Below are 25,879 nucleotides of genomic sequence, written 5' to 3' on the forward strand. Positions count from 1 at the left end.
TTCACCGGACTTCTCCTCCGTCGCGGGCGAGCCTCGCGGCGGAGGAGCCCCGTCGGCCCGTCCGCCTGGCGCGCCTGAGGCGCGCCCGAGCCTAAAGGGTCGAAGCGACCTCGTCGATGAGGTCGCGCATCCAGGCGATGGCCGGCTCGTTCAGCCGCTCCCTCAGATAGACCAGGGCGACCTCCACGGTCGGCTGCGGATAGGGCGCCTCGATGATTCCGACGCGCCCGCTCTGGGCCGAGACCTGGGCGAGGCGCCTGGGGGCGAGCGCCGCCATCTCCGACCGCGCGGCGACGGCCAGGGCGGAGTAGGTGTCCGGCACGCTCACCCCGATGCGCCGCTTCAGCTTGGCCGTGGTCAGCGCCGATTCGAACGCGCCGGCGTCTTCCCAGCTCGCCTGGACCACCAGGCCCGGGCGGCTGGGGGACGATTCCGTGGCTCCCGGCGCGATGACGATGTGCGGAACGCTCGTCAGGACCTCGAGCGTGATCGGGCTGCGCGACAGCAGCGGATGGCCCGCGCGCACCACCCACACCAGCGACTCGGTGAGGATCACGTCGCGGGCGAAGCGTTCCGGAGCGGCGGTCACGCCGCCCACCAGGAAGTCGACCCGCCGGCTGTCGATCCGCTCGAGCACGTCGGGCGCGTTCTCCACGACCGCAAGCTCGGAAAGCGGCGCCTCGCGGCCGAGCCGGCTCACCAGGGTGGGCGCCAGGACAGCGCAGGCATAGGCTCCGGCCGAGAGGGTGAAACGTCGTTCACTGGTGGCCGGATCGAAGTCCGGGAAGCTCAGGGCCGCCTGCAGCTGGTTGAGCGCCGCGTGCACCTGCGGCCCCATCTCCAGCGCCCGCGGCGTCGGCTGCATGCCGGAGGGACCTCGCACGAACAGTTCGTCGTTGAGCGCGTAGCGCAGGCGGTTGAGCGCGTGGCTCACGGCCGACTGGGTCAGCCCGAGCCGCGCGCCCGCTCGCGTGACGTTCCGCTCCTCGAGCAGGACGTCGAACACGCGCAGCAGGTTGAGGTCGGGCGTGGTCATGCAAGTGGCTCATTTACATCGTGACGACATATCATTTTGATCATCAAGGAACGCACACTATCTGAACTTGCAACGGGAGCCGGCGGCGCAGCTTTGCGCGCGCCCGATCCTGCTTTGTCCGTCGAAGACTCCGGGGCCCCCGATGCGTGACATGAGCGATGCCGAGGCGATCCCTGCCCAAGGCAACGCCGAAGTCGATCCCAACGCCGGCAGGCCCAGCCTGCTGCGCCGCTGGCGCTGGCCGCTGATGATCGCCGGGCCGCTGCTGATCCTGGCGGCGGTCGGCTATTTCGTCCTCACCGGCGGACGCTATGAATCCACCGACGATGCCTATGTGCAGATCGCCAAGGCGCCGGTGGCCCCCTCGATCGGCGGTCGGGTGACCGACATCTACGTCCATGAGAACCAGTTCGTCCGCAAGGGCCAGGTGCTGTTCCGGCTGGATTCCCGCGACTACCAGGCCAACGCCGCGGCCGCCCAGGCGCAGCTCGCCGGCGCGAAGCTGCAGCTTCGCGCGCAGCGCGCCGCCTACCAGCAGCAGGAGGCGAACGTCCGCATGGCCCAGGAGGCGGTGAGCTACGCCACACGCGAAGCCGCTCGCCAGCACCAGCTCTCGAGCGCGGGGGTCGCCTCCCAGCAGCAGGTCGACCAGGCGGTGCACGCGGCGCAGCAGGCCCGCGACCAGCTCGCGGCCGCGCAGCAGCAGGCCGCCCAGGCGCTCGCCGCGCTCGGCGGCGACCCGAACATCGGCGACCAGGCCTACCCCGCCGTGCTGCAGGCGCAGGCTCAGGCGCAGCGGGCCGAGCTCAACGTCTCCTACACGACCGTGGTCGCCCCCGCCGACGGGATCGTGACCCGCGTCGACCAGATGCCGCTCGGCACCTACCTGAACGCTTCCCAGACCGGCTTCTTCCTGCTCTCGGGCCAGCCCTGGGTGGAGGCCAACTTCAAGGAAGACCAGCTCGCGCACATGAAGGTCGGCCAATCCGTGGACATCCACGTGGACGCCTACCCCGACGCCCACCTGAAGGGCCACGTCGCGAGCTTCGCGCCCGGCACCGGCGCGGCCTTCTCGCCGCTGCCGGCCCAGAACGCGACCGGCAACTGGGTCAAGGTCGTGCAGCGCCTGCCGGTGCGCATCGACTTCGATCGGCCGCCGCCCGGCATGGCCGCCCGCGCCGGCCTCTCCGCCAAGGTCAAGGTCGACGTCCGCGCGCCGGGCCACGCCGGCTAAGGGCGCGCGCCGTGTCCGAGGCCCAAGACACCGCCAACCGGTGGCCCATCACCATCTCCATCATGCTGGCGACGGTGATGAACTCGCTGGACACGACGATCGCCAACGTCGCCCTGCCGCACATCCAGGGCAGCGTCTCGGCGAGCGCGGACCAGGTCACCTGGGTGCTCACCTCCTACATCGTCTCGGCGGCGATCATGACGCCGCTCGCCGGCTGGCTGGCCGACCGGATCGGGCGCAAGAAGATGTTCCTGATCTCGATCGGCGGCTTCACCGTCGCCTCGATGCTCTGCGGGATCGCCACTTCGCTGCCTGAGCTGGTGGGCTTCCGGCTGCTGCAGGGGCTGGCGGGGGCATCGCTGATCCCGCTGTCCCAGGCCGTGCTGCTCGACATCTATCCGCCGAAGCAGCATGGCCAGGCGATGGCCATCTGGGGCGCCGGGGCGATCCTGGGCCCGATCCTGGGCCCCGCGCTCGGCGGCTATCTGACCGACAACTTCTCCTGGCGGTGGTGCTTCTACATCAACCTGCCGGTGGGCATCCTGGCGCTGCTCGGCGTCTGGTTCTTCATCTCCGGCGACCGAAATCCGCGCCGCAAGCCGTTCGATTTCCTCGGCTTCGGCATGCTGTCGCTGTTCGTCGGCTCGATCCAGCTGATGCTCGACCGCGGGCCGGGTCAGGATTGGTTCCACTCCGCCGAGATCACCACCTACGCCATCGTGGCGGCCATCGCCGGGTGGATCTTCCTGTCCCACACCATCACCGCCGCGCATCCGTTCTTCGATCGCCAGCTCGCCCGCGACCGCAATTTCGTGACCGCCTCGGGGTTCGGCTTCGTGGTCGGCGTGCTGCTGTTCTCCACCATGGCGCTGCTGCCGCCGATGCTGCAGGGGCTGATGGGCTATCCGGTGCTGACCTCGGGCCTGGTGACCATGCCGCGCGGCATCGGCTCGTGGCTCGCCATGTTCTTCGTCGGCCGGCTGATCGGACGGATCGACACGCGCTTCATCCTGCTGTTCGGGCTGTCGCTGAACGCCTACGCGCTGTGGCAGATGACCCACTTCGACCTGTCGATGAGCGCCCGGTTCGTGATCGTCTCCGGCCTCATCCAGGGGTTCGGGATCGGCTTCCTGTTCGTCCCGCTCTCGACGCTCGCCTTCGCCACGGTGCCCCCGGTGCTGCGGCCGGAGGGCTCCTCGCTCTACACCCTGATCCGCAATCTCGGCTCCAGCATCGGCATCTCGATCATGGAGGCCCAGGTGGTCTCGCGCTCGGCCGAGGCGCACTCGGGCCTCGCGAGCCAGATCGACATGTCCAATCCGGTGGTCCGCGCGACGCTGCCGCCGGGCATGAACCCGTCCACCGCCGCGGGCGCCATGACCCTCAACAACGAGGTGACGCGGCAGGCCGCCATGGTCGGCTACGTGACCGTCTTCCACATCATGCTCTACGTCACCCTCGCCTGCATTCCGCTGCTGCTGCTGATGCGCGCGCCGAAGCGTCAGGCCACCGGGGAGCCGATCCATGCCGCCGCCGACTAGGAACCTCCTCGCCGCGTGCGCCTCGGCGCTCGCGCTCGCCGCCTGCACGACGGTGGGCCCCAGCTTCAAGGCCCCCGCGCCGCCGCAGGGCGCGGCCGCCGCCGGCTACGCCATGGCCGGGGATCCGGCGGCCGCCCAGGCGCGCCTGTCGCCGGGCGCCAGCGTCGCCGGGCCCTGGTGGAGGGCGTTCGGCTCGCCCGAGCTCGACCGCGTGATGGACGAGGCGCTCGCCGGCAGCCCGACGCTCGCGGAAGCCAACGCCACCCTGGAGCGGGCCCGCCAGCAGGCGAACGCGGCCGCGGGCGCGCAACTGCCGCAGGTCGACGCCAACGCCTCGGCGCAGCGCGAGCGGATCAACCTGCAGGCCTTCGGCTTCAAGGGGTTCCCCGGCTTTCCGACGCTGTCAAACCCGACCATCGACCTCTATTCGGTCGGCGGATCGGTGGGCTACGACCTCGACCTGTTCGGCGGCAAGAAGCGCGCCACCGAAGCCGCCCGGGCCCGCGCCGAACAGGCCGCCCGGCAGGCCGACGCCGCCTACCTGACGCTTTCCGGGAACGTCGCCCTGCAGGCCATGCGGGTGGCGAGCCTGCAGAGCCAGATCGCCGCCGTGCAGCAGGTGGTCGCCGATGACGCCAAGGTGCTCGACCTGATCCACGCCGCCCAGCGGGCGGGCTCCGAGGCGCCGTCGGCCACCGCCGGCGGGGAGGCGCAGCTCGCCGAGGACCAGGCGCTGCTGCCGCCGCTGCAGCGCGATCTCGCCGCCGCCCGCCACCAGCTGGCGATGCTGGTCGGCAAGTCGCCCGCCGAGTGGACGGCGCCCGACTTCGACATGGCGCGCATCGTCCAGCCCACGGCGATCCCGGTCAGCCTGCCCTCGGAGTTGGTCCGCCGCCGCCCCGACATCACCGCCGCCGAGGCCGAGCTGCACGCCGCCACCGCCGATATCGGCGTGGCGGTCGCCGCCCAGTACCCCGACATCCGGCTCTCGGCCAACGTCACCCAGAGCGCGCTCACGCCCGACAAGCTCTTCAACTACAACGCCACCGGCTGGCAGCTGCTGGCGGGCGTCGCCGCGCCGATTTTCCACGGCGGGACCCTGAAGGCCAATCGCAAGGCCGCCGAGGCGGAGGCCCGTGCGGCGCTCGCCCGCTATCAGGCCACCGTGATCCGCGCCTTCGTGCAGGTCTCCGACGTGCTGGCCGCCTTGGCCACCGACCAGCAGGAGATCACGAGCCTGGCCCGCGCCCAGACCTCGGCCGAGGCCAATGTCCGCGACGCCCAGACCGCCTATCGGCTGGGCGGCGGCACGCTGCTGCAGGTGATCGACGCCCAGCGGCAGCTCAACCGCGCCCGTCGCGCCACCGTCCAAGCCCAGGGCCAGCAGCTCGCCGACGTGGTCCAGCTCTACACCGCCACCGCCGCCGACTGGCGCACGGCGCAAACCGCGGCTCGCTGAAAAGGCCTTCTCCCCTTGCGGGAGAAGGTGTCAGCGAAGCTGACGGATGAGGGGTCGCTCAGGCGACCCGGTCAGCCAAGCTCGGGCTCGTCAAGCAGCCACGGAACGGACCTGCTCTCGAATTCCAGCTGCACCACTTCCGCATCCTTCAAAGTCGCCAGTCGCGGCGCATTGGCGCGCGCGAGGTGCGCGCTGAAGTCCGGCCCGAACTCGACGGGCGGAAAGTCACCGGTTTCCTCCAGCCGTCCGATGAAGTGATACCACCCGCCGTACAGGTGGAACCCGGCCTCGAGCCGGCAGAGCTCGTAGACTTCGCCGTCCTTCCGGTAGTCGATCCCCAGCTCGTCCAGGAAGGCCAGGAACCGCTCCGGAAACACCTTGTCACGCGCCAGCCTGAAGTTTCGGCACCAGGCGCAGTCGCAGGTGTCGGCGCCCCCACCTGTCGCTGTGGCGTAGGCTCTTGCCGTCGCCTCGCGATCGACCGTGAACTTCCAGTCTCCGAATCTCGGCATCGCCGCCGCGACCCCTCATCCGTCGGGCTGCGCCCGAGACCTTCTCCCGCAAGGGGAGAAGGGCCACAATCTTACGCCGCCGCCTTCGCCTCGGCCGGCCTGCGGTCCTCGCGCTTATGGGTCTCGGCGAGGAACAGCACGGAGAAGAAGGAGATGGCGCACAGCCCCGCCATGTAGGCCGAGATGGCCATGGCGGTGTGATAGCGGGCGAACAGCGCCGTCGAGATGATCGGGGCGAAGCCGCCGGCGCAGATCGCGCCGATCTGATAGCTGAGCGAGGCGCCCGAATAGCGGAACTCGGTGGAGAACATCTCCGTCATCATCGCCGCCTGCAGCCCGTACATCACCGAGTTGAAGCCGAGGCCGCCGACCAGCGCCAGGACCATGGCCGCGAACGAGCCGGTGTTCAGCAGCAGGAAGAACGGGAACGCCCAGGCGAGCTCGAGCGCCGCGCCGGCCAGGAACACGCCCTTGCGGCCGAACCGGTCCGAGAGCGCCGCGGTCAGCGGCAGGATGGGCGCGGAGATAATGCTGCCCAGCATCACGGCCCAGAGGATCGATGTCTTGGGCAGATGCAGGGTCCCGGTGGTGTAGGCCACCGCATAGGTGATCATCACGTAGAAGGTGCCATTGGCGGCCACGAACGAGCCCGCGGCCAGCAGCAGCTCCTTCGGATGGCGGGCGAGGACCGTCAGGACCGGCGAGCCCGTCCGCTTCACCTTCGTCTTCTCGGCTTCGGCCTGCAGCGCCTTGAACTCGGCGGTGTCCTCCAGCCTGAGCTGCACGTAGAGCCCGAGCCCCACCAACGCGATCGACAGCAGGAACGGAATCCGCCAGGCCCAGGCGGCGAAGGCTTCGGGCGCGACGATCGAACCCATGATCAGGAAGATCAGGTTCGCCGAGACCACGCCCGCCGGCACGCCCATCTGCGCAAAGCTGCCGAAGAAGCCCTTGCGGTGCGCCGGCGCGTTCTCGATGGCGATCAGCGCCGCTCCGCCCCACTGGCCGCCGACCGCCAGGCCCTGCAGGAAGCGCAGCACGATCAGGATGATCGGCGCGGCGACGCCGATGGTCGCGTAGGACGGCATGAGCCCGACGCCGGTCGTCGCCAGTCCCATCATCAGAAGCGCGGTCGCCAAGGCGCGCTTGCGTCCGACGATGTCGCCGAAGTGCCCGAAGACGATGCCGCCCACCGGCCGGGCGATGAAGCCCACTGCAAACGTCGAGAAGGCGGCGAGTTGCGCCACGGCCGGCGGCAGGGAGGCGGCGAAGAACAGCTTGGGGAACACCAGCGCCGCGGCGGTGCCGTAGATGAAGAAGTCGTACCACTCGATGCTGGAAGCCGCGAGCGAGGTGAGGGCGAGCCGGGCGATGCCCGGCGCGGCGGTGGCGGGCCTCGCGCCCGCGGCGACTGCTGTCATGGAACTCCTCCCGAACTGGCGCGGTGTCGTCCCGCGCTTGGGGGCAGCCTATCCGAGGGCCTGACGTAAAGGGAAGCCTTTCCCTCCCTGCGGGGAGGGTGGCCGAGCAAGGCTCGGCCGGGTGGGGAGGCGAGGGGCCAGAACTCCGAGCCGGAGCTTGATCCGCACTTCCCCACCCTGACCGCTTCGCGGTCTGTCCCTCCCCATGAAGGGAGGGAGGCTCGCGGCTCAGTGCGCCGGCGCCTGGGCCTTGCCGGCGGCCTGGGCGGCGACCTCGGCCAGGCGGCCATGCAGTTCGGCCATGTGGTCGAAGTCCGCCTCGAAGGCGCCCAGCCCCTGGGTCAGGCCGCGGATCTCGGCGATCAGGTCCTGCCGCTCGCTCTGCGGCAGATAGGCTTCGATCCGCTCCCAGCCGCGCCAGTCCTCGCGCGGCGACAGGCCCAGGATCTGCCCGCGCCGGGCGGTGAGCGCCGAGGTCACGTTGGAGGCCGCCGGCGAGGGCGAGTAGACCACCAGCCGCTCGATGGGCTCCAGCAGGATGGTCCCCGCCGCCTCCAGCGCCTCCTCGAGGGCCAGTCGTCCGGCGGTCCGGAACGCCATTTCGGAGGAATCCACCGGGTGGGTCATGCCGTCGGTCAAGGCGACCTCCAGGTCGGTGACCGGGAAGCCGAGCGGGCCTTTGACGAGGCCGTCGCGCAGTCCGGCCTCGACCGCCGGGACCCACTGCTTCGGCACGGCCCCGCCCACGATGCGCGACTGGAAGACGAAGCCGGAGCCGCGCGGCAGAGGCTTCACCTCGATGGTCACGTCGGCGAACTGGCCATGGCCGCCCGACTGCTTCTTGTGCCGCGCCCTCTGCGTCACCGCCTTCTGGATGGTCTCGCGGTAGGGCGTGCGCGGCTGGTCGGTGTCGATCTCCACGCCATAGCGGCGCTTCAGCCGCTCCAGCGCGAGCCGCAGGTGGCCCTCGCCCTGGCCGGCGAGCAGCACCTGCTTGGCCTCCTGGTCATGGGTGAGCAGCAGGCCGGGATCCTCTTCGACGAGCTTGGCGAGCGAGGAGGAGAGGCGCACGTCGTCCTTGTGGTTCTTGGCCGAGAGCGCCACGGCGAACAGCGGCCGCCGCACCTGGGCCGCGGCGCGGACGCTCTGCGGCTTGGAAGTCAGCGACAGGATCTCGCCCGCATGCGCCTGCTCGACCTTGCCGATGGCGCAGATGTCGCCGACCGGGGCCGAGGCGATCTTCTTCAGGTTCGCCCCCTGCACGGCGAACAGCCCGCCCGCGCGGCTGTGCTCGCCGCCGCTCAGGGTGAGCTCGGCGCCGTCCGCCAGCGGCTGTCCGAACACCCGCGCATAGGCGAGCTTGCCGGACTGGCCCGCGTGGGCGGTCTTCAGCACATAGGCGCCGGCCTCGACGCCCAGCCGCTCGGCGGCGCGCTCGGGACCGGGCGTCTCGTGGCGCAGCGTCTTCAACAGCCGGCGTATGCCGAAGCCGTTGGCCGCCGAGCCGAAGAACACCGGCACGATCAGGCCTTCGTTCATCTCCTTCACCAGATCGGCGAACACCGCGTCGCGGCTGGGCGTCACGTCGGAGAGCAGCTGTTCCAGCAGTTCGTCGTCGAAGTCGGCGATCAGCTCGAGCATGTGGAAGCGCGCGTCGGCCTCCGCCTGCTGCAGGCCGCTCGGGATGTCGATCTGCTGCGAGGGCTCGCCCGGCCGGTAGACGAAGCAGCGCTCGAGCGCCAGGTCGATGTAGCCGGTGGCCTTCTCGCCCTCGAAGGTCGGGATCTGGCGGGCGACCAGCGGGGCGCCGCTCACCGGCGCCAGCGCATCCAGGAGGCCCTGGAGCGAGCCCCTCGCCTGGTCCATCTTGTTGATGAACAGCGCGCGCGGAATGTTCATCCGCTCCAGCTCGCGGAGGGTGGGCTGCAGCAGCGCCGCCTTGGCGGGATCGGGCTCGGCCACCACCACCGCCAGGTCGACCGCTGGAAGCGCACGGTCGAGGTCGGCGCAGAACTCGAGCGAGCCGGGGCAGTCGACCACCTGATAATGGTCGCCCATGAAGTCGAACCCGGCGAGGTTCAGCTCCACCGAGTGACCGCGGGCCCGCGCCTCAGGACTGGCGTCGCCCACCATCTCGCCGCCGGTTCGCGACACCGCCCCGGTGGCCGCGAGCAGGGCCTGCAAGAGGGTCGTCTTGCCGGAATTCGTGGGGCCCGCGAGCGCGAGCGCGCGGACGGACCCCGCAGATTGGATAGGCATGGCCGTTCTCCCATCACCTCGGGCGCCACAGACGCCCCGCTGAACCGGAGTTCGACCATGGCGCGATTGAGAGCGGTCGCGTGACCAACCAACCAGGCGCGCGCAACCGCCCAGACGGCAGGAGCCTACGCCCGGGCTTCCGGGCGCGTCCATAGCGGCGAATCACATGTCCGGGAGCGGCGCGGCTAAGCCGCCTCGCCCTGCCGCGCGCGCCGGTGCTGCAGCTTGCGCTTGCGGTCCTGCAGCACGCCGTAGAGCCGCATCCGCTGGGTTTCGCCGGCGGGCAGGGGGATCCGGTTGTGCTGGATCTGCAGGTCCTTGTCGGCTTCCAGGGCGAGCTGGTCCATGGCGGCCGGATCGACGCGCCACAGCAGGTCGATGAGATCGGCGACGAGCAGCTCCAGCGTGGCCACCCGGGTCACGAGGTCGTGCTTGCTGGTGCGGATCTCCTCGGGCATCGGACGGCCTCGGGTTACGCCTACAATGACGGGTGAGGGTGCGCCCTACACCTTAAGGTTTTCATAGCGGGGCGCCTCGCCTTGCGAGGTTCTGTGGATAGAATGCGCCATGCGCGAGCGTCGGGCGGCCAGGGTGCTGCTGTTCGATCCCGTTGGACGGCTGCTGCTCATGAAGGGGCGGCTGGCGAGCGCGCCGGATGAACCAGGCGAGTGGTTCACGGTCGGCGGCGGCCTCGAACCCGGCGAAAGCGTCGCCGAGGCGGCCCGGCGCGAGATCGCCGAGGAGGCGGGCTTCGTCGATGCGACGGTGGGCCCGGTGGTCTGGCGTCGCCAGGGCCATCTCGCCCTGCAGCCCGGCGAGCCCCTGCTGATCAGGGAGAGCTACATCGTGGCCCGTTGCGTCGGCGGCGAGCCGAGCCGCGAGGGCTGGCTGCCCCACGAGCGCGCCCTGATCGACGACATCCGGTGGTGGACCCTCGAGGAGCTGCGCACGGCCCGCGAGACGATCCACCCGATCGGCATCGCCGAGCTCCTTCCCGACATCCTGGCCGGCCGCTACCCCGACCCGCCGCGCGAGATTCCCTGGAGCTAGCCGTCGGAGCGATCAGGCGTCACCATAGGGCTTCGGGAGGACCCCATGCTCTTAGCCGCACTCGCCGCCGCGCTCGCCGTCTCCGCCGCCTGCGACCTGGAGCGACCGTCCGGCGCGCCCGGCTGCACGCGGGCCGCCGTCGACGCCCTGCCGATGAACGCCATCCAGGTGGTCGGCACCCACAATTCCTACAAGATGGCGATCGCGCCCAAGGAGATGGAGCAGCTGCGCAAGGCCAATGCGAAGGCCGCCACCGAGCTCGACTACAGCCACAAGCCCTTGACCGAGCAACTCACCGGCGGCGCCCGGCAGCTGGAGCTCGACTTCGTCTATGACCCTGAGGGCGGCCGCTACACGACGCCGCTGTTCCGCAAGGTGGTCCCCGACACCACGCCCTACGACCTGGCGCCCTACGCCAGGCCGGGCCTGAAGGTGATCCATGTGCCCGACGTCGACTACCGCTCGGTGTGCCCGCTGTTCGTCGATTGCCTGAAGGAGATCCGGCGCTGGTCGAAGGCCCATCCCGACCATGTGCCGATCCTGATCATCATGAACCTGAAGCAGGACCAGCTGAAGGTTCCGGGGGCCGTGAAGCTGCTGCCGTTCGACGCCAAGGCGATGGACGCCATCGACGCCGAGATCCGCTCGGTGTTCCCCGAAAGCGAGCTGATCACGCCGGACAAGGTCCAGGGCCGCCATGCCACCCTGCGCGAGGCCGTGCTGGCCGGCGGTTGGCCGAAGCTCGGGGCGGCGCGCGGCAAGTTCATGTTCGCGCTCGACGAGAGCCCCGGCGTCGTCGCGGTCTATCGCGGCGCCCGCAAGTCGCTGGAGGGGCGGGTCTGCTTCATCAACTCACCCAATGAGGACAGCCCGGCGGCCGCCTACCTGACGCTGAACGAGCCCGTCGAGCTACAGAAGCGCATCCGCGACGACGTGAAGGCGGGATACATCGTGCGCACCCGCGCCGACGCCGACACCTACGAGGCGCGCAGGAACGACCGCGCGCGCCAGGCCGCGGCCTTCGCCTCCGGCGCGCAGTACGTCTCGACGGACTACATGCAGCCCGATGTCCGGTTCGGGCCCTATGAGACGCATCTACCGGGCGGCGGGATCGCCAGGCTCAATCCGGTGCAGGCGGCGCGCTGAGCGGCGGGGCGTCCGTCAGCTCCGGGGGCGGAGCTTCGGCGGGCGCCGGCGGCAGGGGAGACGGCGGTCCGGCCTCCGCGGGCGACGCGGCGGTGGGCGGAGCGGAGGCCAGCTCGGGCGGAAGCGCGGGCGGGGCCTGAGCGGCGTCCGTCGCGTGTTCGCTCGCCGCTGCAGCGGCAGGGGCGGCGGCTTCGGCCTTGTGGCCGCCGCCGAACAGGCGCTTGACGAAGCTCGCCAGTCCCGAGCCCACGCGCTGACCCACCAGCCCCGCGGCCGCGCCCCCCAAGGGACCTCCGGCGGCCGAGCCGGCGGCGCTCGCCAGCACGCCGCCGACCGTCGCGCCGACGGTCTCGGCCGCGCCGGGCCGCTTGGCCGGCGCCTGAGCCGTCCTCCCCGCGGCAGGCTTGGCGCTGTCCGCAGGGACGGGCGGCGCGGCCGGGGCCTCAGGTGGCGTCGGCGTGGCGTCGGGCGGAGCCTCGAGCGAGCCGGGCGGCGGCGCGGGCGGGATGTCCTGCGCCTGGGCCGCCCCGGCGGCCGCCAGGAGCGCGGCCGCGCCAAGGGCGGTGAACCTACGCATCAAAAGGCACTCCTCGCGTGTCGCTCGCGAGCCCTCACAACGTCCCGGGCGGACGGCGGTTCAGAGGCCGGTCCCTGGCGCGGGGGCCGGACTCGCGCGATGCTGCCGGCGTCGAGGGCTGGGGAAGGGCGCGATGGCCGAGGCGGACGCGGATGATCGGCGGCCCTGGTGGGGCGTCTTCGCCAGCCGTCCGCGCCTGCTGGGGGCGCTGCTTTTGGGGACGACGGCGGGCCTCGGCCTCGCCAAGTTCGTCCCCGGCCTGCCGGGCGTCACCGACGGCGTGCTCGGCTGGGACGTGCTGTGCGCCGCCTTCATGCTCTCGGTGAGCGCGGCCTTCATCGACCACAGCCCCGACGACATCCGCGCCCGCGCCGAACGCGAGGACGAGGGCCGCGGATTGATCCTCACCCTCGTGCTGATCGCCGCGACCGCCAGCATCGCGGCCATCGCCGCGGAGCTGTCGTTCGCCAAGGGCGAGCACGGCTGGCTGAAGATCGGCCACATCGCGCTGGCCTTCGGGACGGTGGCGGCTTCATGGCTGATGATGCAGCTGGTCTTCGCGCTGCACTACGCTCACGAATACTACGACGAGAACCCGGATTGCGGCGGGCGCGACATGAAGGGGCTCGCGTTCCCGGGCGGCGAAAGTCCCGACTACTGGGACTTCATCCACTTCGCGGTGGTCATCGGCGTCGCCTGCGCCACCGCCGACGTCGAGTTCACCTCCAAGCAGCTGCGCCGCATCGGCACGGTGCACAGCCTGGTTTCCTTCGCCTTCAACACCATCATCGTGGCGCTGACGATCAACCTGCTGGCCGGCTTGTTCTGACGGATTCCTCCCCAGAGGGGGAGGTGACCCGAAGCGTCGGAGGGGGCTTCCGCCGTAGACTCGCAGCTGCGACGTCTGTGCGGGAACCCCCTCAGTCCCTCAGGGACAGCTCCCCCTGAGGGGAGCAACTCGTCCTAGTCCTGGACCCGCAGGTTGGTGGCCGAGGTCTTGCCGCTGCGGCGATCCTGCTCCAGGTCGTAGGCGACCGTCTGGCCCTCGTTGAGGCCGCGCAGTCCCGCCTGCTCCACGGCGGAGATGTGGACGAAGACGTCCTGGCCGCCGCCCTCGGGCTGGATGAACCCGAAGCCCTTGGTGGGGTTGAACCACTTCACCTTCCCGGCGCCGGAGCCCGCGATCTGGCCGCGCGGCCGGTCGAAACCGCTGCCGCCGCCGCCGCCGCCGCCGCCGCGCGGTCCGCGATCGAAGCCGCCGCCGCCGCCACCACCGCCGAAGCCGCCGGAGCGGGGCGCCCGGGCCGGCGCCGCGCCGTGGCCGGTGACCACCAGATTGCCCGCCGCCAGCTTGCCGCTGCGCCGGTCTTGTTCGAGTTCGTACTCGACCTGATCGCCCTCGTTCAGGCCGTTGAGGCCCGCCTGTTCGACCGCTGAGACGTGGACGAAAACGTCTGCTCCGCCGTCGTCAGGTTGAATAAATCCAAAGCCCTTAGCCGTGTTGAACCACTTGACAGTGCCGCTCGCCATTCGTGTGCCTAACCGAGATAGAAGTCCTACGCCGCCTGTCGTTCTGCGCGGCGCCCCGGCCATCGACGTGACGAGCCGTTCGGGGGTTGTAACCGCGATAATTGCGTCAGGCCAGCCGAACGGTGACAGAACGCGGCAATCGGCTTATCAGCCCAGGCTCTTTTCTCCAGGTCAGGGATGGCCGCCCGTTGCAAAGCATCTGTGTTTATTGCGGTTCCTCGCCCGGGACCGACGCCGCGTTCCTGGCCGAAGCCAAGCGGGCCGGCCGCATCATCGCCGAGCAGGGGCTCACGCTGGTCTACGGCGGCGGACGCGTGGGGCTGATGGGCGAGGTGGCGGACGCGGCGCTGGCGGCCGGCGGACGGGTGGTGGGCGTCATGCCGGCCGACCTGGTCAGCCAGGAGATCGCCCATGCCGGGCTTTCCGACCTGATCGTCGTCGAGTCCATGCACGAGCGGAAGTGGAAGATGGCCGAGCTCGGCGACGCCTTCCTGTCGCTGCCCGGCGGGCCCGGCACCTTCGAGGAGTTCATCGAGCAGTGGACTTGGGCCTTGCTGGGTTTCCACGCCAAGCCCTGCGGGTTCGTCAACGTGAACGGTTACTGGGATCCGTGGCGCGCCACCGTCCAGCAGATGGTCGACAAGGGCTTCGTCGCCCAGCAGTACGGCGACATGCTGATCTACGAGCCCTCCCCGGAGGCGGTGATCGAACGGTTCCGCGCCTATGTCCCGCCGCCGCCGAAGTGGGGCGTGGCCCCGGTCGAGCAACGCTACTAGGGCCTCAGGCCGCCGCCGCCAGCTCGGGGGAAAGCTCCAGGCGATAGACCCTGGTCGCCGTGCCGGAAAACAGCGCCCGCTTCTCGCCGGGCGAGGCGCTCTTGGCCAGGTGCTTGAACGCGTTCCAGAGCGTGCGGTAGTCGCAGGCCCCCATGTCCACCGGGAAGTTGCTCTCGAACATGCAGCGCTCCGCGCCGAACGCCTCGATGCAGGTCTCGACGTAGGGCCGCCACTCCTGGGCGAGCTGCTCGGAGGGCGCGCGCGGCTCGGCCAGGAACGAGGGGAAGTTGCAGAACGACATCGCCAGGCCGCCCAGCTTGACGGCGACATTGGTGTTCTTCGCCAGCTCGCGGATGTTCTCCCGCCAGATCGGGAAGCGCTCCTCCAACCGCCCCTGATAGCTTCCGCGCCCGAGCGGCGTGCCGACGTGATCGAGCACGATGGCGGTCTCCGGGAAGGCGCGCGCGAGGTCGATGAGATCCGGCAGCTGCGGCTCGAGCAGCCAGGCGTCGAACGACAGGCCCAGCCGGGAGAGGTGGCGGAAGCCCTTGCGGAACTGGTCGGAGAGATAGAGGCCGGGCTCGACGCGGTTGAGGGGGCCGAGCACGGCCTTGTCCTGGTCCCACGAGGCCGAGTTGCGGATGCCGCGGAAACGGCCGCCGCCGGCCCGAAGCTGCGCCTCCAGCACCGGGACCACGCCGTCGCCCAGCAGCAGGTCCGCGCGACCGACGATGCCGGCGCAGGCCCGCGTCGGGCCATAGGCGCCGCTGGCGCTCATCGCGGCCACGCCGTTGATGAACTCCGTCTCGCCGACGGGCCGCAGGTCCACGGGGCCGTCGGCCTTGTAGAAGGCGCCGCACTCCACGAACACGGTGCCCACGACGTTGTGGCCGCTTCCGGTGTCGGCCAGCAGCTCGTCGAGCAGATAGCGCCGCGCGGGCCGGATCGCCGTCACGAAGGGATGCTCGGTCGCCGGGTCGGTGGGGGGCGCGTTGCGGCGGTCCCACAGGTGATGATGCGGGTCCACGATCGGCAGGTCGGGATCCAGGATCTGTTCGGCCGCCATGGCGCCCTCCGTTTTTCTCGGACGCCACCCTAGCGGCGGCGGCCCGTCCGCCTCAAGGCGCGACGATCTCGAACCAGAAGTCGAACCGGTCGAGGAGCGGCAGAAGCCGCGCGAACGCGGTTGCGCCGGGGCCCGAGACCGTCCCCGCCTCCAGCGCCGCCTCCAGCGTGGTTTCCCCGATGACCAGCCCGACGAGGCTCGCCCGGGCGAGCCGCGCCTCGGGGCCGCCGACGCCCGGCCTGTGGTGCAGGACCGCGTTCTCGACGCTGAGTGCGAACCGTTCGCCGGTGTCCTCGAACACCATCGTGAGCGCGATCTCGGCCGCGCCCGCCGTCTCGCCGTTCAGCCGCACCGAGAGGGCGTCGAGGAGCCGCTCGGCCGGCAGCGCGCGCAACTGCCCCGCCGCGCCTTGCCGCGGCGTGGCCGAGGCGGGCCGCGGATTGCGCAGCTCCATGGCTCCGGTCAGGTAAAAGGCCCGCCACGGCCCGCTCTCGGCCTGGTAGCCCATCTGCTCCAGGGCGTCGGCCTCCAGCTCGCGCGCCGCCCGGTTGGCGGGATCGGCGAACACCAGGTGGCTCGCCACCTCGGCGGTCCAGCGGTAGTCGCCGGCGTCATAGGCCGCCCGCGCGTTTTCCAGCAGCTTCTCGGGCCCGCCGGCGAGCGCGACATACCGCCGGCCGGCCGCCTCCGGCGGATGCTTGTGCAGGTTGGCCGGATTGCCGTCGAACCAGCCCAGGTAGCGCTGGTAGACCGCCTTGGCGTTGTGGTTCAGCGTCCCGTAGTAGCCGCGGGTGTGCCACTCGGCCTCGAGGGTCGGGGGCAGCCGCAGGCGCTCGCCGATCTCGGCGGCGTTCAGCCCGTGGTTGGCCAGCCTGAGCGTCTGGTCGTGCACGAACTTGTAGAGGTCGCGCTGTTTCCGGAGGAACGCCGCCACCGGGCCTTCGCCCCATCGCGGCCAGTGGTGGCTGGCGAACATCACCTCCGCCTCGGCGCCGAACAGCGCCAGCGCCTCGTCGATGTAGAAGCTCCAGGCCTTGGCGTCGCGCACCTGCGCGCCGCGGGGCGTATAGAGGTTGTGCAGGTGGCAGGTGCAGTTCTCCGCCATGCACAGGGCCCGGAACGTCGGGAAGAAGAAGTTCATCTCGGCCGGCGCCTCGGTGTCGGGCGTCACCTGGAAGACGATCTCCACGCCATCCAGCGTCAGCCGCTCGCCGGTCCTGGCGATGCTGATGGTCGGCGGGACCAGGCTCACCGAGCCGGTGGAGACGGTCTTGCCGAGCCCGGCGTCGACGTGGCCCTTGGCGTCCTTGGGCAGGAGGGCGCCGTACATGTAGGTCGCCCGCCGGCCCATGGCGGGGCCGGCCAGCACGTTCTCGCTGACCGCGGCCTCGAGGAAGCCCTCGGGCGCCACGATCGGCAGCCCGGCGGCGATGTCGTCGGCTGTGACCACCCCGCGGATACCGCCGTAATGGTCAACGTGGCTGTGGGTGTAGATCACCGCCGTCACGGGCTTGTCGCCGCGATGCTCGCGCATCAGCTTCAGGGCCGCCGCCGCCGGCTCGGCGGAGATCAGCGGATCGATGACCACGTAGCCGCGCTCGCCCTCGATGAAGGTGATGTTCGAGAGGTCGAAGCCGCGGACCTGGTAGACCCCCTCGGTCACCTTGAAGAGCCCGTGCAGGGCGTTGAGCTTCGCCTGGCGCCACAGGCTGGGGTTCACCGTCCCTGGCCGCTCGCCGTCCAGGAAGGCGAACGGCGCCATCGACCAGGCGCCGGGCACGGCGGCGTCCGCGATCGTGCCGATGAAGCCTCGCCGCGCCAACGCGAAGTCGTGGCCGTCGTCGGGCGGCAGGGCCGCCGCCAGGGCCGCATGGGCCGCCCGCGTCGCCTCGGTGGCGTCGTTCCGTTCGGCCATGCCCATTCCCCTTGCGTCGCAGGGCGCCGAGCCTGGCCGCATGCCGCTAGGTCAGGGCAACCTCGGGCTGCGGACGGGCCGGCGCTTCTTCCGACACCAGGACGGGCTCGGCGCGAGCTTCCGGCGCTCGCGGCGCCTGCGCGGGAATGATCCTGTCGGCGCGGCCGAACGGGACCCGCGCCCAGGCCTGCTCGTGGAAATAGAACAGCACGATCTTGGTGAAGGTCTCGACCGAGGCGATGGAGGCGGCGAACACCAGCCGGCCGGTGACGAAATAGCTGATGATGAAGGTGTCGATGCTGCCCAGCATGCGCCAGGTCACGGCCTTGATGAACGAGCGGGAGTGGGCTTCCGGTGCGCGCAGGAACATGGCTCTTCCCTCGATCGAGTGGCGGCGCTTCCTTATTGCCAACACGCCTGCCCAGCGGCGCGCAAGTAATTCCCACGTGATCGATAGGTTTTCTGAATCGGAACCGCTCGCTAGGGTGGCCGCCCCCATGCGCCGCGTCCTTCTGCTTGCCGCCGCCGCCCTCGCGGGCGCCCCCGAGTTCGCCCGCGCCGCCGACGCGCCGGAGGTCTCCGGCGTGGTCGTGGTCGCGCCCACGCCGCTGGAAGGGCGAGGGGTGGATCCGCAGAAGCTGCCCGCGGTGGTGGAGACGCTGGGCGCGGATGACTTCCGGCGCTCCGGATCGCGCGCCGTGACGGACGCGCTGGAACAGCACGTGGCGGGGGCGACGCTCGCCGACACCCAGGGCAACGCCTTCACCAAGGACTTCGAGTTCCGCGGGTCCGACGCCTCCCCCGTGCAGGGCGAGCCGCAGGGTGTCGCGGTCTACATGGGCGGCGTGCGGCTCAACGAGGCGTTCGGCGACACGGTGAACTGGGATCTCGTCCCGGAGGTCGCGATCGCCCAGGCCAACCTGTTCACCAGCAATCCGGCGTTCGGCCTGAACGCCCTGGCCGGCGCGGTGACGCTGCGGATGAAGACCGGGTTCGACTTTGCCGGCGGCCGGGCCATGCTCGAGGGGGGCTCGTTCGGGCGGATCGACGGCAGCCTCGAGGCCGGCGCGACTTCGGGGCCGTTCGGTCTCTATGTCGCCGCGGACGCCGGGCGAGACCACGGCTGGCGGCTGCATTCGCCCTCCGACATCGCGCGCCTCTACGCCGACCTCGGTTGGAAGGACGCCGCGAGCGAACTCCACCTCGTCGTGGCCGGCGCGTCCGACAAGGCGGGCGCGGTGGGCCCGACGCCGCTCGACCTGCTGGCGCAAGACCGCAAGGCCGTCTTCACCTTCCCGCAGACCACCCGCAACAGCTCCGCGCTGGCCGCTGTGAACGCCCGCCATGAGCTCAATGCCGACTGGTCGCTGCAGGGCGCCGCCTATGTGCGGAGCTTCAAGCAGCACCACCTCGACGGCAACGACGGCAACTTCGCGGCGTGCGGCAACCCGCTGAACGGCGAGCTCTGCCTCGACTCCGCAGATTTCCCCGAGGGCCTCCGCCGGCCGGGAGACTTCCAGGTGCTGGACAAGGCCGGCGCGCCGATCCCTTGCCCCGACGGGATTTCCTGCGACGAGGTTCCCTACGGGACGCTCGACCGCACCCGCACCGACAGCATCGGCTGGGGCGGCTCGCTGCAGGCGTCGAGCGACGGCAAGCTGTTCGGCCACGGCAACGTCTTCGCCATGGGCGCGAGCGGGGATTTCTCCCGCATCCGGTTCTCGGCGAACAGCGAGCTGGCGCTGATCCATCCGGACCTCTCGGTCTCGCCCGGCGGCGACATCCCCGGCGAGGGCGACGTCATCCGGACCGCGGGCGACGTCGCCTACAGCCCCGTGGAGCTGCGCGCGACCACGGCCTACCTCGGCCTCTACGCCACCGACACCTTCGATCTCACGGACCGGCTCTCGCTGACGCTCAGCGGCCGCTACAACCACGCCCGGCTGCGGATGAGGGACCTCACAGGCGATGCGCCGGACCTCAACGGCGCCCACAGCTTCGACCACTTCAATCCCGCGGCGGGCCTGGCCTTCCGGTTGGGTCAGGGTCTTTCGCTCTATGGCGGCTACGCCGAGGCGAACCGCGCGCCCACGCCGCTGGAGCTCGCCTGCAGCGACCCGCTGGATCCGTGCCTGATCGAAAACGCCCTCGTCTCCGATCCGCCGCTGAAGCAGGTGGTGGCCCACACCTGGGAGGCCGGCGTCCGCGGCCAGCGCCGCCTGAGCGACGGCGGCGTCAAGTGGCGCCTCGGCCTGTTCCGCACCGACAACGACGACGACATCGTGGCTCTGGCGAGCGCCATCCAGGGTCGCGGCTCGTTCGGCAACGTGCCGAAAACCCGCCGCGAAGGCGTCGAGGCGGAGGTGGAATGGGCCTCGGGCCGATGGTCGGGCTACGCGAGCTACGGCTACCTGAGCGCCACCTACCAGTTCACGGGCGAGCTTCCCTCGCCCAACAGCCCCTTCGCCGACGCTCAGGGCAACCTCCGGGTGACGCCGGGCAAGCGCATCGGCGCCGTGCCGGCGAACCGGTTCAAGCTCGGCGGCGACTTCGCCGCGACTCCCGAGATCACCGTCGGGGCCGACATGGTGGGCGTGGGCTCGCAGTACCTGGAAGGCGACGAGGCGAACCGGGACGCCAAGCTGGGCTCCTACTGGTTCGCCAACCTGCACGGCGCCTGGCAGGTCACGCCCGGATTGCAGCTGTTCGCACGCGTCGACAACCTGTTCGACCGCCGCTACGCGACCTTCGGGAGCTACTTCGAGACGTCCGCGCTGGACAACCTCGATCCCTCGCCCCTGCCGAGCCAAGCAAATCCGCGCACCCTCACGCCCGCGCCGCCGCGCGCCTTCGCCGTGGGCGCGAGGACGCGCTGGTAAGGCCTTCGGCTCAGCTTCCAGCGGCGACTCGGCCCATGCTCGCGTCGGGAGGCGTCATGGCGGAGCAGGGCAGGGAACATCGGCCGCTGGCGCTCGTCACCGGCGCCTCATCGGGGATCGGCGAGGCCTTCGCCCGCGCCTACGCGGCCCGCGGCCACGACCTGGCGCTGGTCGCCCGCCGCGCCGACCGCCTGCGCGCGCTGGCTGACGAGCTTGCCGCGGTCCACCGCATCGAGGCCTTCGCCATCCCCGCCGACCTGGCGCTGTGGGAGGCGCACGCGCCCATCCTGGGGGCGATCGCCGAGCGCGGCCGCGCGGTCGACGTGCTGGTCAACAACGCCGGCTTCGGCATCGCCCAGAGCTTCACCGGCGTGGCCTGGCCGCGGCAGCGGGATTTCCTGATGACGCTGGTGGTCAACGCCTGCGGCCTGGCCTACGGCGTGATCGGCCCGATGGTCCAGCGCGGGGCGGGCGCGATCGTCAACGTCGCCTCGCTGGCGGGCTTCGCGCCGGGGGCGGCCGGCCACACCCTCTACCCGGGCGCCAAGAGCCTGATGATCAAGTTCTCGCAGGCGCTCGACGCCGAGTACCGGGCCAAGGGGATCCGTGTCACCGCGGTCTGCCCGGGCTTCACCAGGACCGAGTTCGCCCTGGCGGCCGGGACCCAGGCGATCATGGACGCCTCGCCAAGGCCGTTCTTCCAGACGGCGGAGCAGGTGGCCGAGGCGGCGATCCGCGCCAACGCCCGCGGCCAGGTGGTGCTGATCCCCGGCTGGCACAACCAGATCGCCGCAGCCCTGCTGCAGCACTTGCCGCAAGCCCTGGTCGGCGCTGTGATCCGCCGCGGGGCGGCGAAGTACCATCTGGAGGACTGACGGCTTGGCCCACTTCGACGTGGTGATCATCGGCTCAGGCGCGGGCGGCGGCACGCTGGCGCAGCGGCTCGCCCCCACCGGCAAGTCCATCCTGATCCTCGAGCGCGGCGAGCATCTGCCGCGCGAGGCGGAGAACTGGGACGCCCGCGCGGTGTTCATCCAGCACCGCTACCGCACCACCGAGACGTGGCTCGACAAAGCGGGCAAGCCGTTCTCGCCCACCACCCACTACTGGGTCGGCGGCAACACCATCTTCTACGGCGCGGCCCTGATGCGCTTGCGGGGGCGCGATTTCGAGGAGGTGGTCCACGCCGGCGGGACCTCGCCGGCCTGGCCGATCGGGCTGGCCGACCTCGCGCCCTACTACGCCGAGGCCGAAGGGCTGTGGCGGGTGCACGGCGCCCGCGGCGACGATCCGACCGAGGCGGGCGACGAGCCGCCCTACGCCTATCCGGCGGTGAGCCACGATCCCGGCATCGCCCTGCTCAAGGCGCACTGGGAGGCGCAGGGCTGGCGGCCCTTCTCGCTGCCGCTCGGGGTCGATCTGGACCAGGCCCGCCCGGCCACCTCGGCCTGCATCCGCTGCAAGACCTGCGGCGGCTATCCGTGCCTGCTGAAGGCCAAGTCGGACGCCCGCACCATCGCCATCGAGCCCTTGCTGGGCGCGCCCAACGTGACCCTGCTCACCGGCCGCAAGGTGATCCGGCTGGAGACCGATCCGAAGGGCCGCAGCGTCACCGAGGTGGTCTGCCGGACCGAAGCCGGGGAGGAGCGCTGGACGGGCGACATCGTCGTGCTGGCGGCCGGCGCCGCCAATTCCGCCGCCGTGCTGCTGGCCTCGGCCAATCCGCAGCATCCGCAGGGTCTGGCGAACGGCTCGGACCAGGTCGGGCGGAACTACATGTTCCACACGCTCACCGCCATGGTCTCCCTGACCCCGGCCCACGTGCAGGTGACCTTCCCCAAGACGCTGGCGGTCAACGACTTCTACTGGGGCGATCCGGCCGGCGGCTACGACAAGCCCATGGGGCACATCCAGCTCCTGGAATACATGTCCGGCCAGACGCTGGAGGGGCAGGTCGCCGACTGGCTGCCGCCGGGCCTGGTCCCCGACGTGCTTTCCGAGGCCCTGGCCGAGCGCATGCTTTCGATGCTGGTCATCTCGGAGGACCTGCCGCTGCCGCAGAACCGCGTGCGGCTGACGCCCGAGGGCGGCATCCAGCTCGATTACGCCTACAACAACCTGGAGGGCCACCAGCGGCTGGTCGGCAAGCTCAAGGCCTCGCTCGACGGCTTCGCCGACCACGCCCACCCGATCTCCCAGCACCACTTCCAGTTCGACAGCCTGCTGCCGGTCTATGGCACCGCGCACCAGGCGGGCACCGTCCGCTTCGGCTCGGATCCGAAGAGCTCGGTGCTGGATCCCTGGTGCAAGGCCCACGAGCTCGACAACCTCTATGTGGTCGACACCAGCTTCTTCCCCTCGATCGCCGCGGTGAACCCGACGCTGACCACCGTCGCCAATGCGCTGCGGGTCGGCGACCACCTGAAGGAACGGCTTCGCGCCCGCACGCCGGCCTCGAAGGCCGAGGCGCCGGCGGCTTAGCGCCGCGGCCGTCCGGATTACCGCGAATTATCTTTTTCGGCCTAAGCCAAGCAGGCAAAAACCTGTCCGGCGCTGGGGGGCGCCCATGGAGCCCAAAGCGTGGTCGTCGCCCTAGCTGTCGCCGCCTCCCTGTTCTCGCAGGGCCCCGAACTTCCCCAGCTCCCGCCGATCCGGCGCGAGGCCCAGATCACCTATGTCGACCGCTCCGGCGCGGTGATCGGGGTGCGCGGCGGCCGTTTCGCCCCGCCGGTCGACGTCGCGCGCCTGCCGGGCTACGTGCCGGCCGCCTTCGTGGCCATCGAGGACCACCGCTTCTACGAGCACGAGGGTGTCGATCCGGTGGGCATCGCCCGCGCCCTGGTCGCCGATGTCACCAAGGGCCGAATGGCCCAAGGCGCCTCGACCATCACCCAGCAACTCGCCCGCGACCTGTTCCTGTCGACCGACAAGACCGTCGAGCGCAAGGCCACCGAGCTGGTCTACGCCATCCAGCTCGAGCGCACCTATTCGAAGCGTCAGATCCTCGGCCTCTACCTGAGCCGGGCCAACTTCGGCTCCGGCGCCTGGGGGATCGAAGCCGCCGCCGAGCGCTATTTCGGCAAGCCCGCCTCGCGCCTGACCCTGCGCGAGGCCGCGATCCTCGCGGGCGTGATGAAGTCGCCCACCCACTACGATCCGGCGACCGAGCCCGAGGCGGCGCTGGACCGCTCCAGGCTCGTGCTCGCCGCGATGCTGCAGAGCGGCGCGATCAGCCAGGCGCAGTACAGCCGCGCCCTCGCCGAGCGGCCGCACATCTACAAGACCTCGCCGATCGACGGGGCGCAGTATTTCGTCGACTGGATGGACGCCCAGGTCCGCCAGATGGTCCCGCGCGTGACGCAGGACCTCGTCGTCGAGACGACCCTCGACCTGCCGATGGAGGAGGCCGCCGAGGCGACCGCGCGCGCCACCCTCGTCCGCTACAAGGCCGCGAGGATCGAACAGGCGGCGCTGGTCTCCGTGGACGGCGCGGGCCGCGTCTGGGCGCTGCTGGGCGGGATCGACCACCAGTCCGCCCCCTACAACCGCGCCGTCGACGCCCGCCGGCAGGCGGGATCTTCCTGGAAGCCGTTCGTCTACCTGACCGCGATGGAAGCCGGCCGCACGCCCGACATGATGGCCGTGGACGAGCCGGTCACCATCAACGGCTGGTCGCCGAAGAACTACGAGGCGGGCTACGAAGGCCCGGTGACGCTGGAGAAGGCGCTCGCCCACTCGATCAACACCGTCGCCGCCCGGCTGGCCGACGAGATTGGCCGCGACAACGTCGCCGCGACCGCCCGTCGGCTCGGCATCTCCACGGAGATCTCGACCGATCCCGCCATGGCGCTGGGCACCAGCGAGGTCACGCCCCTGCAGATGGCCCAGGCCTACGCGGCGTTCTCGAACGGCGGCTACCAGGTGAGGGCCTGGGGGCTGTCGCGCATCAAGACCGCCACCGGCCAGCTCCTCTACCAGCACACGCTGACGCCGCAGCCCGGCGTCATCGGCAATCCCGCGCTCTCCGAGCTCAACCGGATGCTGCACGCGGTGGTCGCCTACGGCACCGGGACCAAGGCCGCGATCCCGGGCTACGACATCGCCGGCAAGACCGGCACCACCCAGGATTCCCAGGACGCCTGGTTCTGCGGCTTCACCGGCGACTTCACCACGGTCGTCTGGATGGGCCGCGACGACAACCGGCCGATGCGCCGGATCACCGGCGGCATGGCCCCGGCCGAGATGTGGAGGGCCTACATGGTCCGCGCGCTGAAGCGCGTGCCCGCCAAGCCGATCCCGCCCGGTCCGCCGCCGCCCGCTCCGCCGCTCGACAACACGGTGATCCCGGCGTCCGCGCCCGGCGCTCCGGCCAATCCCGCCGCGCCTGCCCCGACGGCGGTCGCGGCCCCGGTGGTCACCCCGAGCTAGGAACGCCGCCCGCTTCGTTGCATGCTGAGGCGAGGTGAACGGGCGGAGGCGCGAATGCGCAAGATGACGATCGGTCTGGCGGCCGGGGCGGCGGCGCTGCTGGCGACCGCGGCTGCGGGGCAGGGGGCGGACTACCGCGTGCTCGACAGGATCGCGGGTCCGGACGGCGGCTGGGATTACGTGCGGGTCGATCCGGCGGTCGAGCGGGTGTTCGTCACCCGCGGCTCCTCGGTGATGGCGCTGGACCTGAAGACCAACAAGCTGATCGAGGGGCTCGCGCCGGGCGCCCGCGAGCACGTGGCGCTGCCGGTGGACGGCGGCCGCGAGATCCTGGTCACCAACGGCGGCGACGACACCGCGGTGTTCGCCGACGCGCGCAGTGGTCGCTCGCTGGGCGCCGTTCCGGTCGGCAAGGGTCCGGACGCGGCGACCTTCGATCCCCACTCGGGCCTGGTGCTGGTGATGGATCATGCGGGCGGCGAGGTGACCCTGGTCGATCCGAAGACCCGCAAGGCCGCCGGCTCGATCCCCATCGGCGGAACCCTCGAGGAGGCCTCGGTGGACGGCAAGGGCCTGGGCTTCGTGAACATCGAGAGCTCGGCCGAGGTGGCGGTGATCGACATCGCCGCCCGCAAGCTGGTCCGCAAGATCCCGCTGACCGGCTGTCAGGGGCCCACCGGCAGCGCCTATGACGCGCAGGACAAGCTGCTGATCGTCGCCTGCCAGGGCGTCACCGCCTTCGTCGATCCGGCCAAGGGCGAAGTGGTCCAGACGCTACCCACCGGCCAGGGCGCCGACGGCGTGGTCTATGACCCGGTCCGCCATCTCGCCTTCACGCCCGCGGGCCGCGACGGCACGCTCTCGGTGATCGCGATCGAGAAGGGCCGGGGCCGCATCATCCAGACGCTGCCGACGCAGAAGGGCGCCCGGACGCTGGCCGTCGACGAACGCTCCGGCCGGATCTTCCTGCCGAGCGCGGAATACACCGTCGCCAACGGCCGTTTCGCCACCGTGCCCGGCACCTTCCACATGCTGGTCGTCGGCCGCTGA

22 protein-coding genes and 1 pseudogene are annotated in these 25,879 nt (G+C 70.9%); 12 read left to right on the forward strand and 11 right to left on the reverse strand.

Annotated features, from left to right (window positions below; genetic code table 11):
- Window positions 1-91 precede the first annotated feature (91 nt).
- Entirely contained in the window at window positions 92-1,036 is a 945-nt protein-coding gene (locus VLI41_RS08980; protein ID WP_325267735.1) for a LysR family transcriptional regulator, read from the reverse strand.
- A 151-nt stretch (window positions 1,037-1,187) separates the two neighbouring features.
- Here VLI41_RS08980 and VLI41_RS08985 point away from each other — a divergent pair, with 151 nt between their 5' ends.
- Genes VLI41_RS08985 through VLI41_RS08995 form a run of 3 tightly spaced genes read left to right on the forward strand, consistent with a single transcriptional unit; the run spans window position 1,188 to window position 5,270 of the window.
- Window positions 1,188-2,270: an HlyD family secretion protein gene (locus VLI41_RS08985; RefSeq protein ID WP_325267736.1), complete on the forward strand. Its 1,083-nt coding sequence runs from the start codon at window positions 1,188-1,190 to the stop codon at window positions 2,268-2,270.
- Between the two features lie 11 nt (window positions 2,271-2,281).
- The gene (locus VLI41_RS08990) at window positions 2,282-3,811 is read left to right on the forward strand and encodes a DHA2 family efflux MFS transporter permease subunit (RefSeq protein ID WP_325267737.1); all 1,530 of its coding nucleotides are present in this window, start codon (window positions 2,282-2,284) and stop codon (window positions 3,809-3,811) included.
- Entirely contained in the window at window positions 3,795-5,270 is a 1,476-nt protein-coding gene (locus VLI41_RS08995; protein WP_325267738.1) for an efflux transporter outer membrane subunit, read from the forward strand. Before VLI41_RS08990 ends, VLI41_RS08995 begins: the two co-directional genes overlap by 17 nt.
- Window positions 5,271-5,341: 71 nt before the next feature.
- Here the strand turns inward: VLI41_RS08995 and VLI41_RS09000 are convergent, their stop codons facing one another.
- From VLI41_RS09000 to VLI41_RS09015, 4 genes are all read right to left on the reverse strand, one after another.
- A complete protein-coding gene (locus tag VLI41_RS09000) occupies window positions 5,342-5,782 on the reverse strand; it encodes a hypothetical protein (protein WP_325267739.1) in 441 nt (146 codons plus the stop codon).
- A gap of 71 nt (window positions 5,783-5,853) precedes the next feature.
- Window positions 5,854-7,203: an MFS transporter gene (locus VLI41_RS09005; protein ID WP_325267740.1), complete on the reverse strand. Its 1,350-nt coding sequence runs from the start codon at window positions 7,201-7,203 to the stop codon at window positions 5,854-5,856.
- A gap of 228 nt (window positions 7,204-7,431) precedes the next feature.
- Window positions 7,432-9,462 (reverse strand): elongation factor G, encoded by a 2,031-nt coding sequence (locus VLI41_RS09010; protein WP_325267741.1) that lies wholly within the window; start codon window positions 9,460-9,462, stop codon window positions 7,432-7,434.
- 185 nt (window positions 9,463-9,647) lie between these two features.
- Window positions 9,648-9,920, reverse strand: coding sequence for a hypothetical protein (locus VLI41_RS09015; protein ID WP_325267742.1), 273 nt, complete (start codon window positions 9,918-9,920; stop codon window positions 9,648-9,650).
- Between the two features lie 109 nt (window positions 9,921-10,029).
- Here VLI41_RS09015 and VLI41_RS09020 point away from each other — a divergent pair, with 109 nt between their 5' ends.
- On the forward strand, window positions 10,030-10,512 hold the full coding sequence (locus tag VLI41_RS09020; protein WP_325267743.1) for an NUDIX hydrolase: 483 nt from the start codon (window positions 10,030-10,032) through the stop codon (window positions 10,510-10,512).
- 45 nt (window positions 10,513-10,557) lie between these two features.
- Entirely contained in the window at window positions 10,558-11,658 is a 1,101-nt protein-coding gene (locus tag VLI41_RS09025; protein ID WP_325267744.1) for a phosphatidylinositol-specific phospholipase C1-like protein, read from the forward strand.
- Here the strand turns inward: VLI41_RS09025 and VLI41_RS09030 are convergent.
- A complete protein-coding gene (locus tag VLI41_RS09030; protein ID WP_325267745.1) occupies window positions 11,633-12,235 on the reverse strand; it encodes a hypothetical protein in 603 nt (200 codons plus the stop codon). The two genes, VLI41_RS09025 and VLI41_RS09030, sit on opposite strands and share 26 nt — an antisense overlap.
- 133 nt (window positions 12,236-12,368) lie before the next feature.
- Between VLI41_RS09030 and VLI41_RS09035 the strand changes: the two genes are divergently transcribed.
- Entirely contained in the window at window positions 12,369-13,064 is a 696-nt protein-coding gene (locus VLI41_RS09035; protein WP_325267746.1) for a DUF1345 domain-containing protein, read from the forward strand.
- A gap of 134 nt (window positions 13,065-13,198) precedes the next feature.
- On the opposite strand, the gene VLI41_RS09040 is transcribed toward VLI41_RS09035, so the two are convergent.
- Both VLI41_RS09040 and VLI41_RS09045 read right to left on the reverse strand, forming a co-directional pair.
- Window positions 13,199-13,420, reverse strand: coding sequence for a cold-shock protein (locus VLI41_RS09040; protein ID WP_414692540.1), 222 nt, complete (start codon window positions 13,418-13,420; stop codon window positions 13,199-13,201).
- A gap of 147 nt (window positions 13,421-13,567) precedes the next feature.
- Window positions 13,568-13,765, reverse strand: a pseudogene (locus VLI41_RS09045) (cold-shock protein); the annotation flags it as partial.
- A 188-nt stretch (window positions 13,766-13,953) separates the two neighbouring features.
- On the opposite strand from VLI41_RS09045, the gene VLI41_RS09050 reads away from it, so the two are divergent.
- Window positions 13,954-14,541 carry a TIGR00730 family Rossman fold protein gene (locus VLI41_RS09050; protein WP_325267747.1) on the forward strand — a complete coding sequence of 196 codons (588 nt, stop codon included), beginning with the start codon at window positions 13,954-13,956 and terminating at the stop codon, window positions 14,539-14,541.
- Between the two features lie 4 nt (window positions 14,542-14,545).
- Here VLI41_RS09050 and VLI41_RS09055 read toward each other — a convergent pair whose 3' ends face one another.
- Genes VLI41_RS09055 through VLI41_RS09065 form a run of 3 tightly spaced genes read right to left on the reverse strand, consistent with a single transcriptional unit; the run spans window position 14,546 to window position 17,892 of the window.
- Window positions 14,546-15,607: an amidohydrolase family protein gene (locus VLI41_RS09055; protein ID WP_325267748.1), complete on the reverse strand. Its 1,062-nt coding sequence runs from the start codon at window positions 15,605-15,607 to the stop codon at window positions 14,546-14,548.
- 52 nt (window positions 15,608-15,659) lie between these two features.
- Window positions 15,660-17,522 (reverse strand): alkyl/aryl-sulfatase, encoded by a 1,863-nt coding sequence (locus VLI41_RS09060; RefSeq protein ID WP_325267749.1) that lies wholly within the window; start codon window positions 17,520-17,522, stop codon window positions 15,660-15,662.
- Window positions 17,523-17,568: 46 nt separating this feature from the next.
- On the reverse strand, window positions 17,569-17,892 hold the full coding sequence (locus VLI41_RS09065) for a DUF2061 domain-containing protein (RefSeq protein WP_325267750.1): 324 nt from the start codon (window positions 17,890-17,892) through the stop codon (window positions 17,569-17,571).
- Window positions 17,893-18,019: 127 nt separating this feature from the next.
- Between VLI41_RS09065 and VLI41_RS09070 the strand changes: the two genes are divergently transcribed.
- From VLI41_RS09070 to VLI41_RS09090, 5 genes are all read left to right on the forward strand, one after another.
- Window positions 18,020-20,401, forward strand: coding sequence for a TonB-dependent receptor (locus VLI41_RS09070; protein ID WP_325267751.1), 2,382 nt, complete (start codon window positions 18,020-18,022; stop codon window positions 20,399-20,401).
- 56 nt (window positions 20,402-20,457) lie between these two features.
- Window positions 20,458-21,276 (forward strand): SDR family NAD(P)-dependent oxidoreductase, encoded by an 819-nt coding sequence (locus VLI41_RS09075; RefSeq protein WP_325267752.1) that lies wholly within the window; start codon window positions 20,458-20,460, stop codon window positions 21,274-21,276.
- A gap of 4 nt (window positions 21,277-21,280) precedes the next feature.
- A complete protein-coding gene (locus tag VLI41_RS09080; RefSeq protein ID WP_325267753.1) occupies window positions 21,281-22,882 on the forward strand; it encodes a GMC family oxidoreductase in 1,602 nt (533 codons plus the stop codon).
- Between the two features lie 99 nt (window positions 22,883-22,981).
- Window positions 22,982-24,829, forward strand: coding sequence for a PBP1A family penicillin-binding protein (locus VLI41_RS09085; RefSeq protein ID WP_325267754.1), 1,848 nt, complete (start codon window positions 22,982-22,984; stop codon window positions 24,827-24,829).
- A gap of 54 nt (window positions 24,830-24,883) precedes the next feature.
- Window positions 24,884-25,879 carry a hypothetical protein gene (locus VLI41_RS09090; RefSeq protein WP_325267755.1) on the forward strand — a complete coding sequence of 332 codons (996 nt, stop codon included), beginning with the start codon at window positions 24,884-24,886 and terminating at the stop codon, window positions 25,877-25,879.

This window comes from Phenylobacterium sp. (genome assembly GCF_035475775.1).
Taxonomy (GTDB): Bacteria; Pseudomonadota; Alphaproteobacteria; order Caulobacterales; family Caulobacteraceae; genus Phenylobacterium.

Bases quoted from the DNA above. Each gene is read 5' to 3' on its own strand.
- VLI41_RS09065 (WP_325267750.1), bottom strand. From the start codon at position 17,892: ATGTTCCTGCGCGCACCGGAAGCCCACTCCCGCTCGTTCATCAAGGCC.
- VLI41_RS09035 (WP_325267746.1), top strand. From the start codon at position 12,369: ATGGCCGAGGCGGACGCGGATGATCGGCGGCCCTGGTGGGGCGTCTTC.
- VLI41_RS09010 (WP_325267741.1), bottom strand. From the start codon at position 9,462: ATGCCTATCCAATCTGCGGGGTCCGTCCGCGCGCTCGCGCTCGCGGGC.
- VLI41_RS08980 (WP_325267735.1), bottom strand. From the start codon at position 1,036: ATGACCACGCCCGACCTCAACCTGCTGCGCGTGTTCGACGTCCTGCTC.
- VLI41_RS09020 (WP_325267743.1), top strand. From the start codon at position 10,030: ATGCGCGAGCGTCGGGCGGCCAGGGTGCTGCTGTTCGATCCCGTTGGA.
- VLI41_RS09030 (WP_325267745.1), bottom strand. From the start codon at position 12,235: ATGCGTAGGTTCACCGCCCTTGGCGCGGCCGCGCTCCTGGCGGCCGCC.
- VLI41_RS09060 (WP_325267749.1), bottom strand. From the start codon at position 17,522: ATGGCCGAACGGAACGACGCCACCGAGGCGACGCGGGCGGCCCATGCG.
- VLI41_RS09000 (WP_325267739.1), bottom strand. From the start codon at position 5,782: ATGCCGAGATTCGGAGACTGGAAGTTCACGGTCGATCGCGAGGCGACG.
- VLI41_RS09005 (WP_325267740.1), bottom strand. From the start codon at position 7,203: ATGACAGCAGTCGCCGCGGGCGCGAGGCCCGCCACCGCCGCGCCGGGC.
- VLI41_RS08985 (WP_325267736.1), top strand. From the start codon at position 1,188: ATGAGCGATGCCGAGGCGATCCCTGCCCAAGGCAACGCCGAAGTCGAT.
- VLI41_RS09070 (WP_325267751.1), top strand. From the start codon at position 18,020: ATGCGCCGCGTCCTTCTGCTTGCCGCCGCCGCCCTCGCGGGCGCCCCC.
- VLI41_RS09055 (WP_325267748.1), bottom strand. From the start codon at position 15,607: ATGGCGGCCGAACAGATCCTGGATCCCGACCTGCCGATCGTGGACCCG.
- VLI41_RS09015 (WP_325267742.1), bottom strand. From the start codon at position 9,920: ATGCCCGAGGAGATCCGCACCAGCAAGCACGACCTCGTGACCCGGGTG.
- VLI41_RS09025 (WP_325267744.1), top strand. From the start codon at position 10,558: ATGCTCTTAGCCGCACTCGCCGCCGCGCTCGCCGTCTCCGCCGCCTGC.
- VLI41_RS09090 (WP_325267755.1), top strand. From the start codon at position 24,884: ATGCGCAAGATGACGATCGGTCTGGCGGCCGGGGCGGCGGCGCTGCTG.
- VLI41_RS08995 (WP_325267738.1), top strand. From the start codon at position 3,795: ATGCCGCCGCCGACTAGGAACCTCCTCGCCGCGTGCGCCTCGGCGCTC.
- VLI41_RS09075 (WP_325267752.1), top strand. From the start codon at position 20,458: ATGGCGGAGCAGGGCAGGGAACATCGGCCGCTGGCGCTCGTCACCGGC.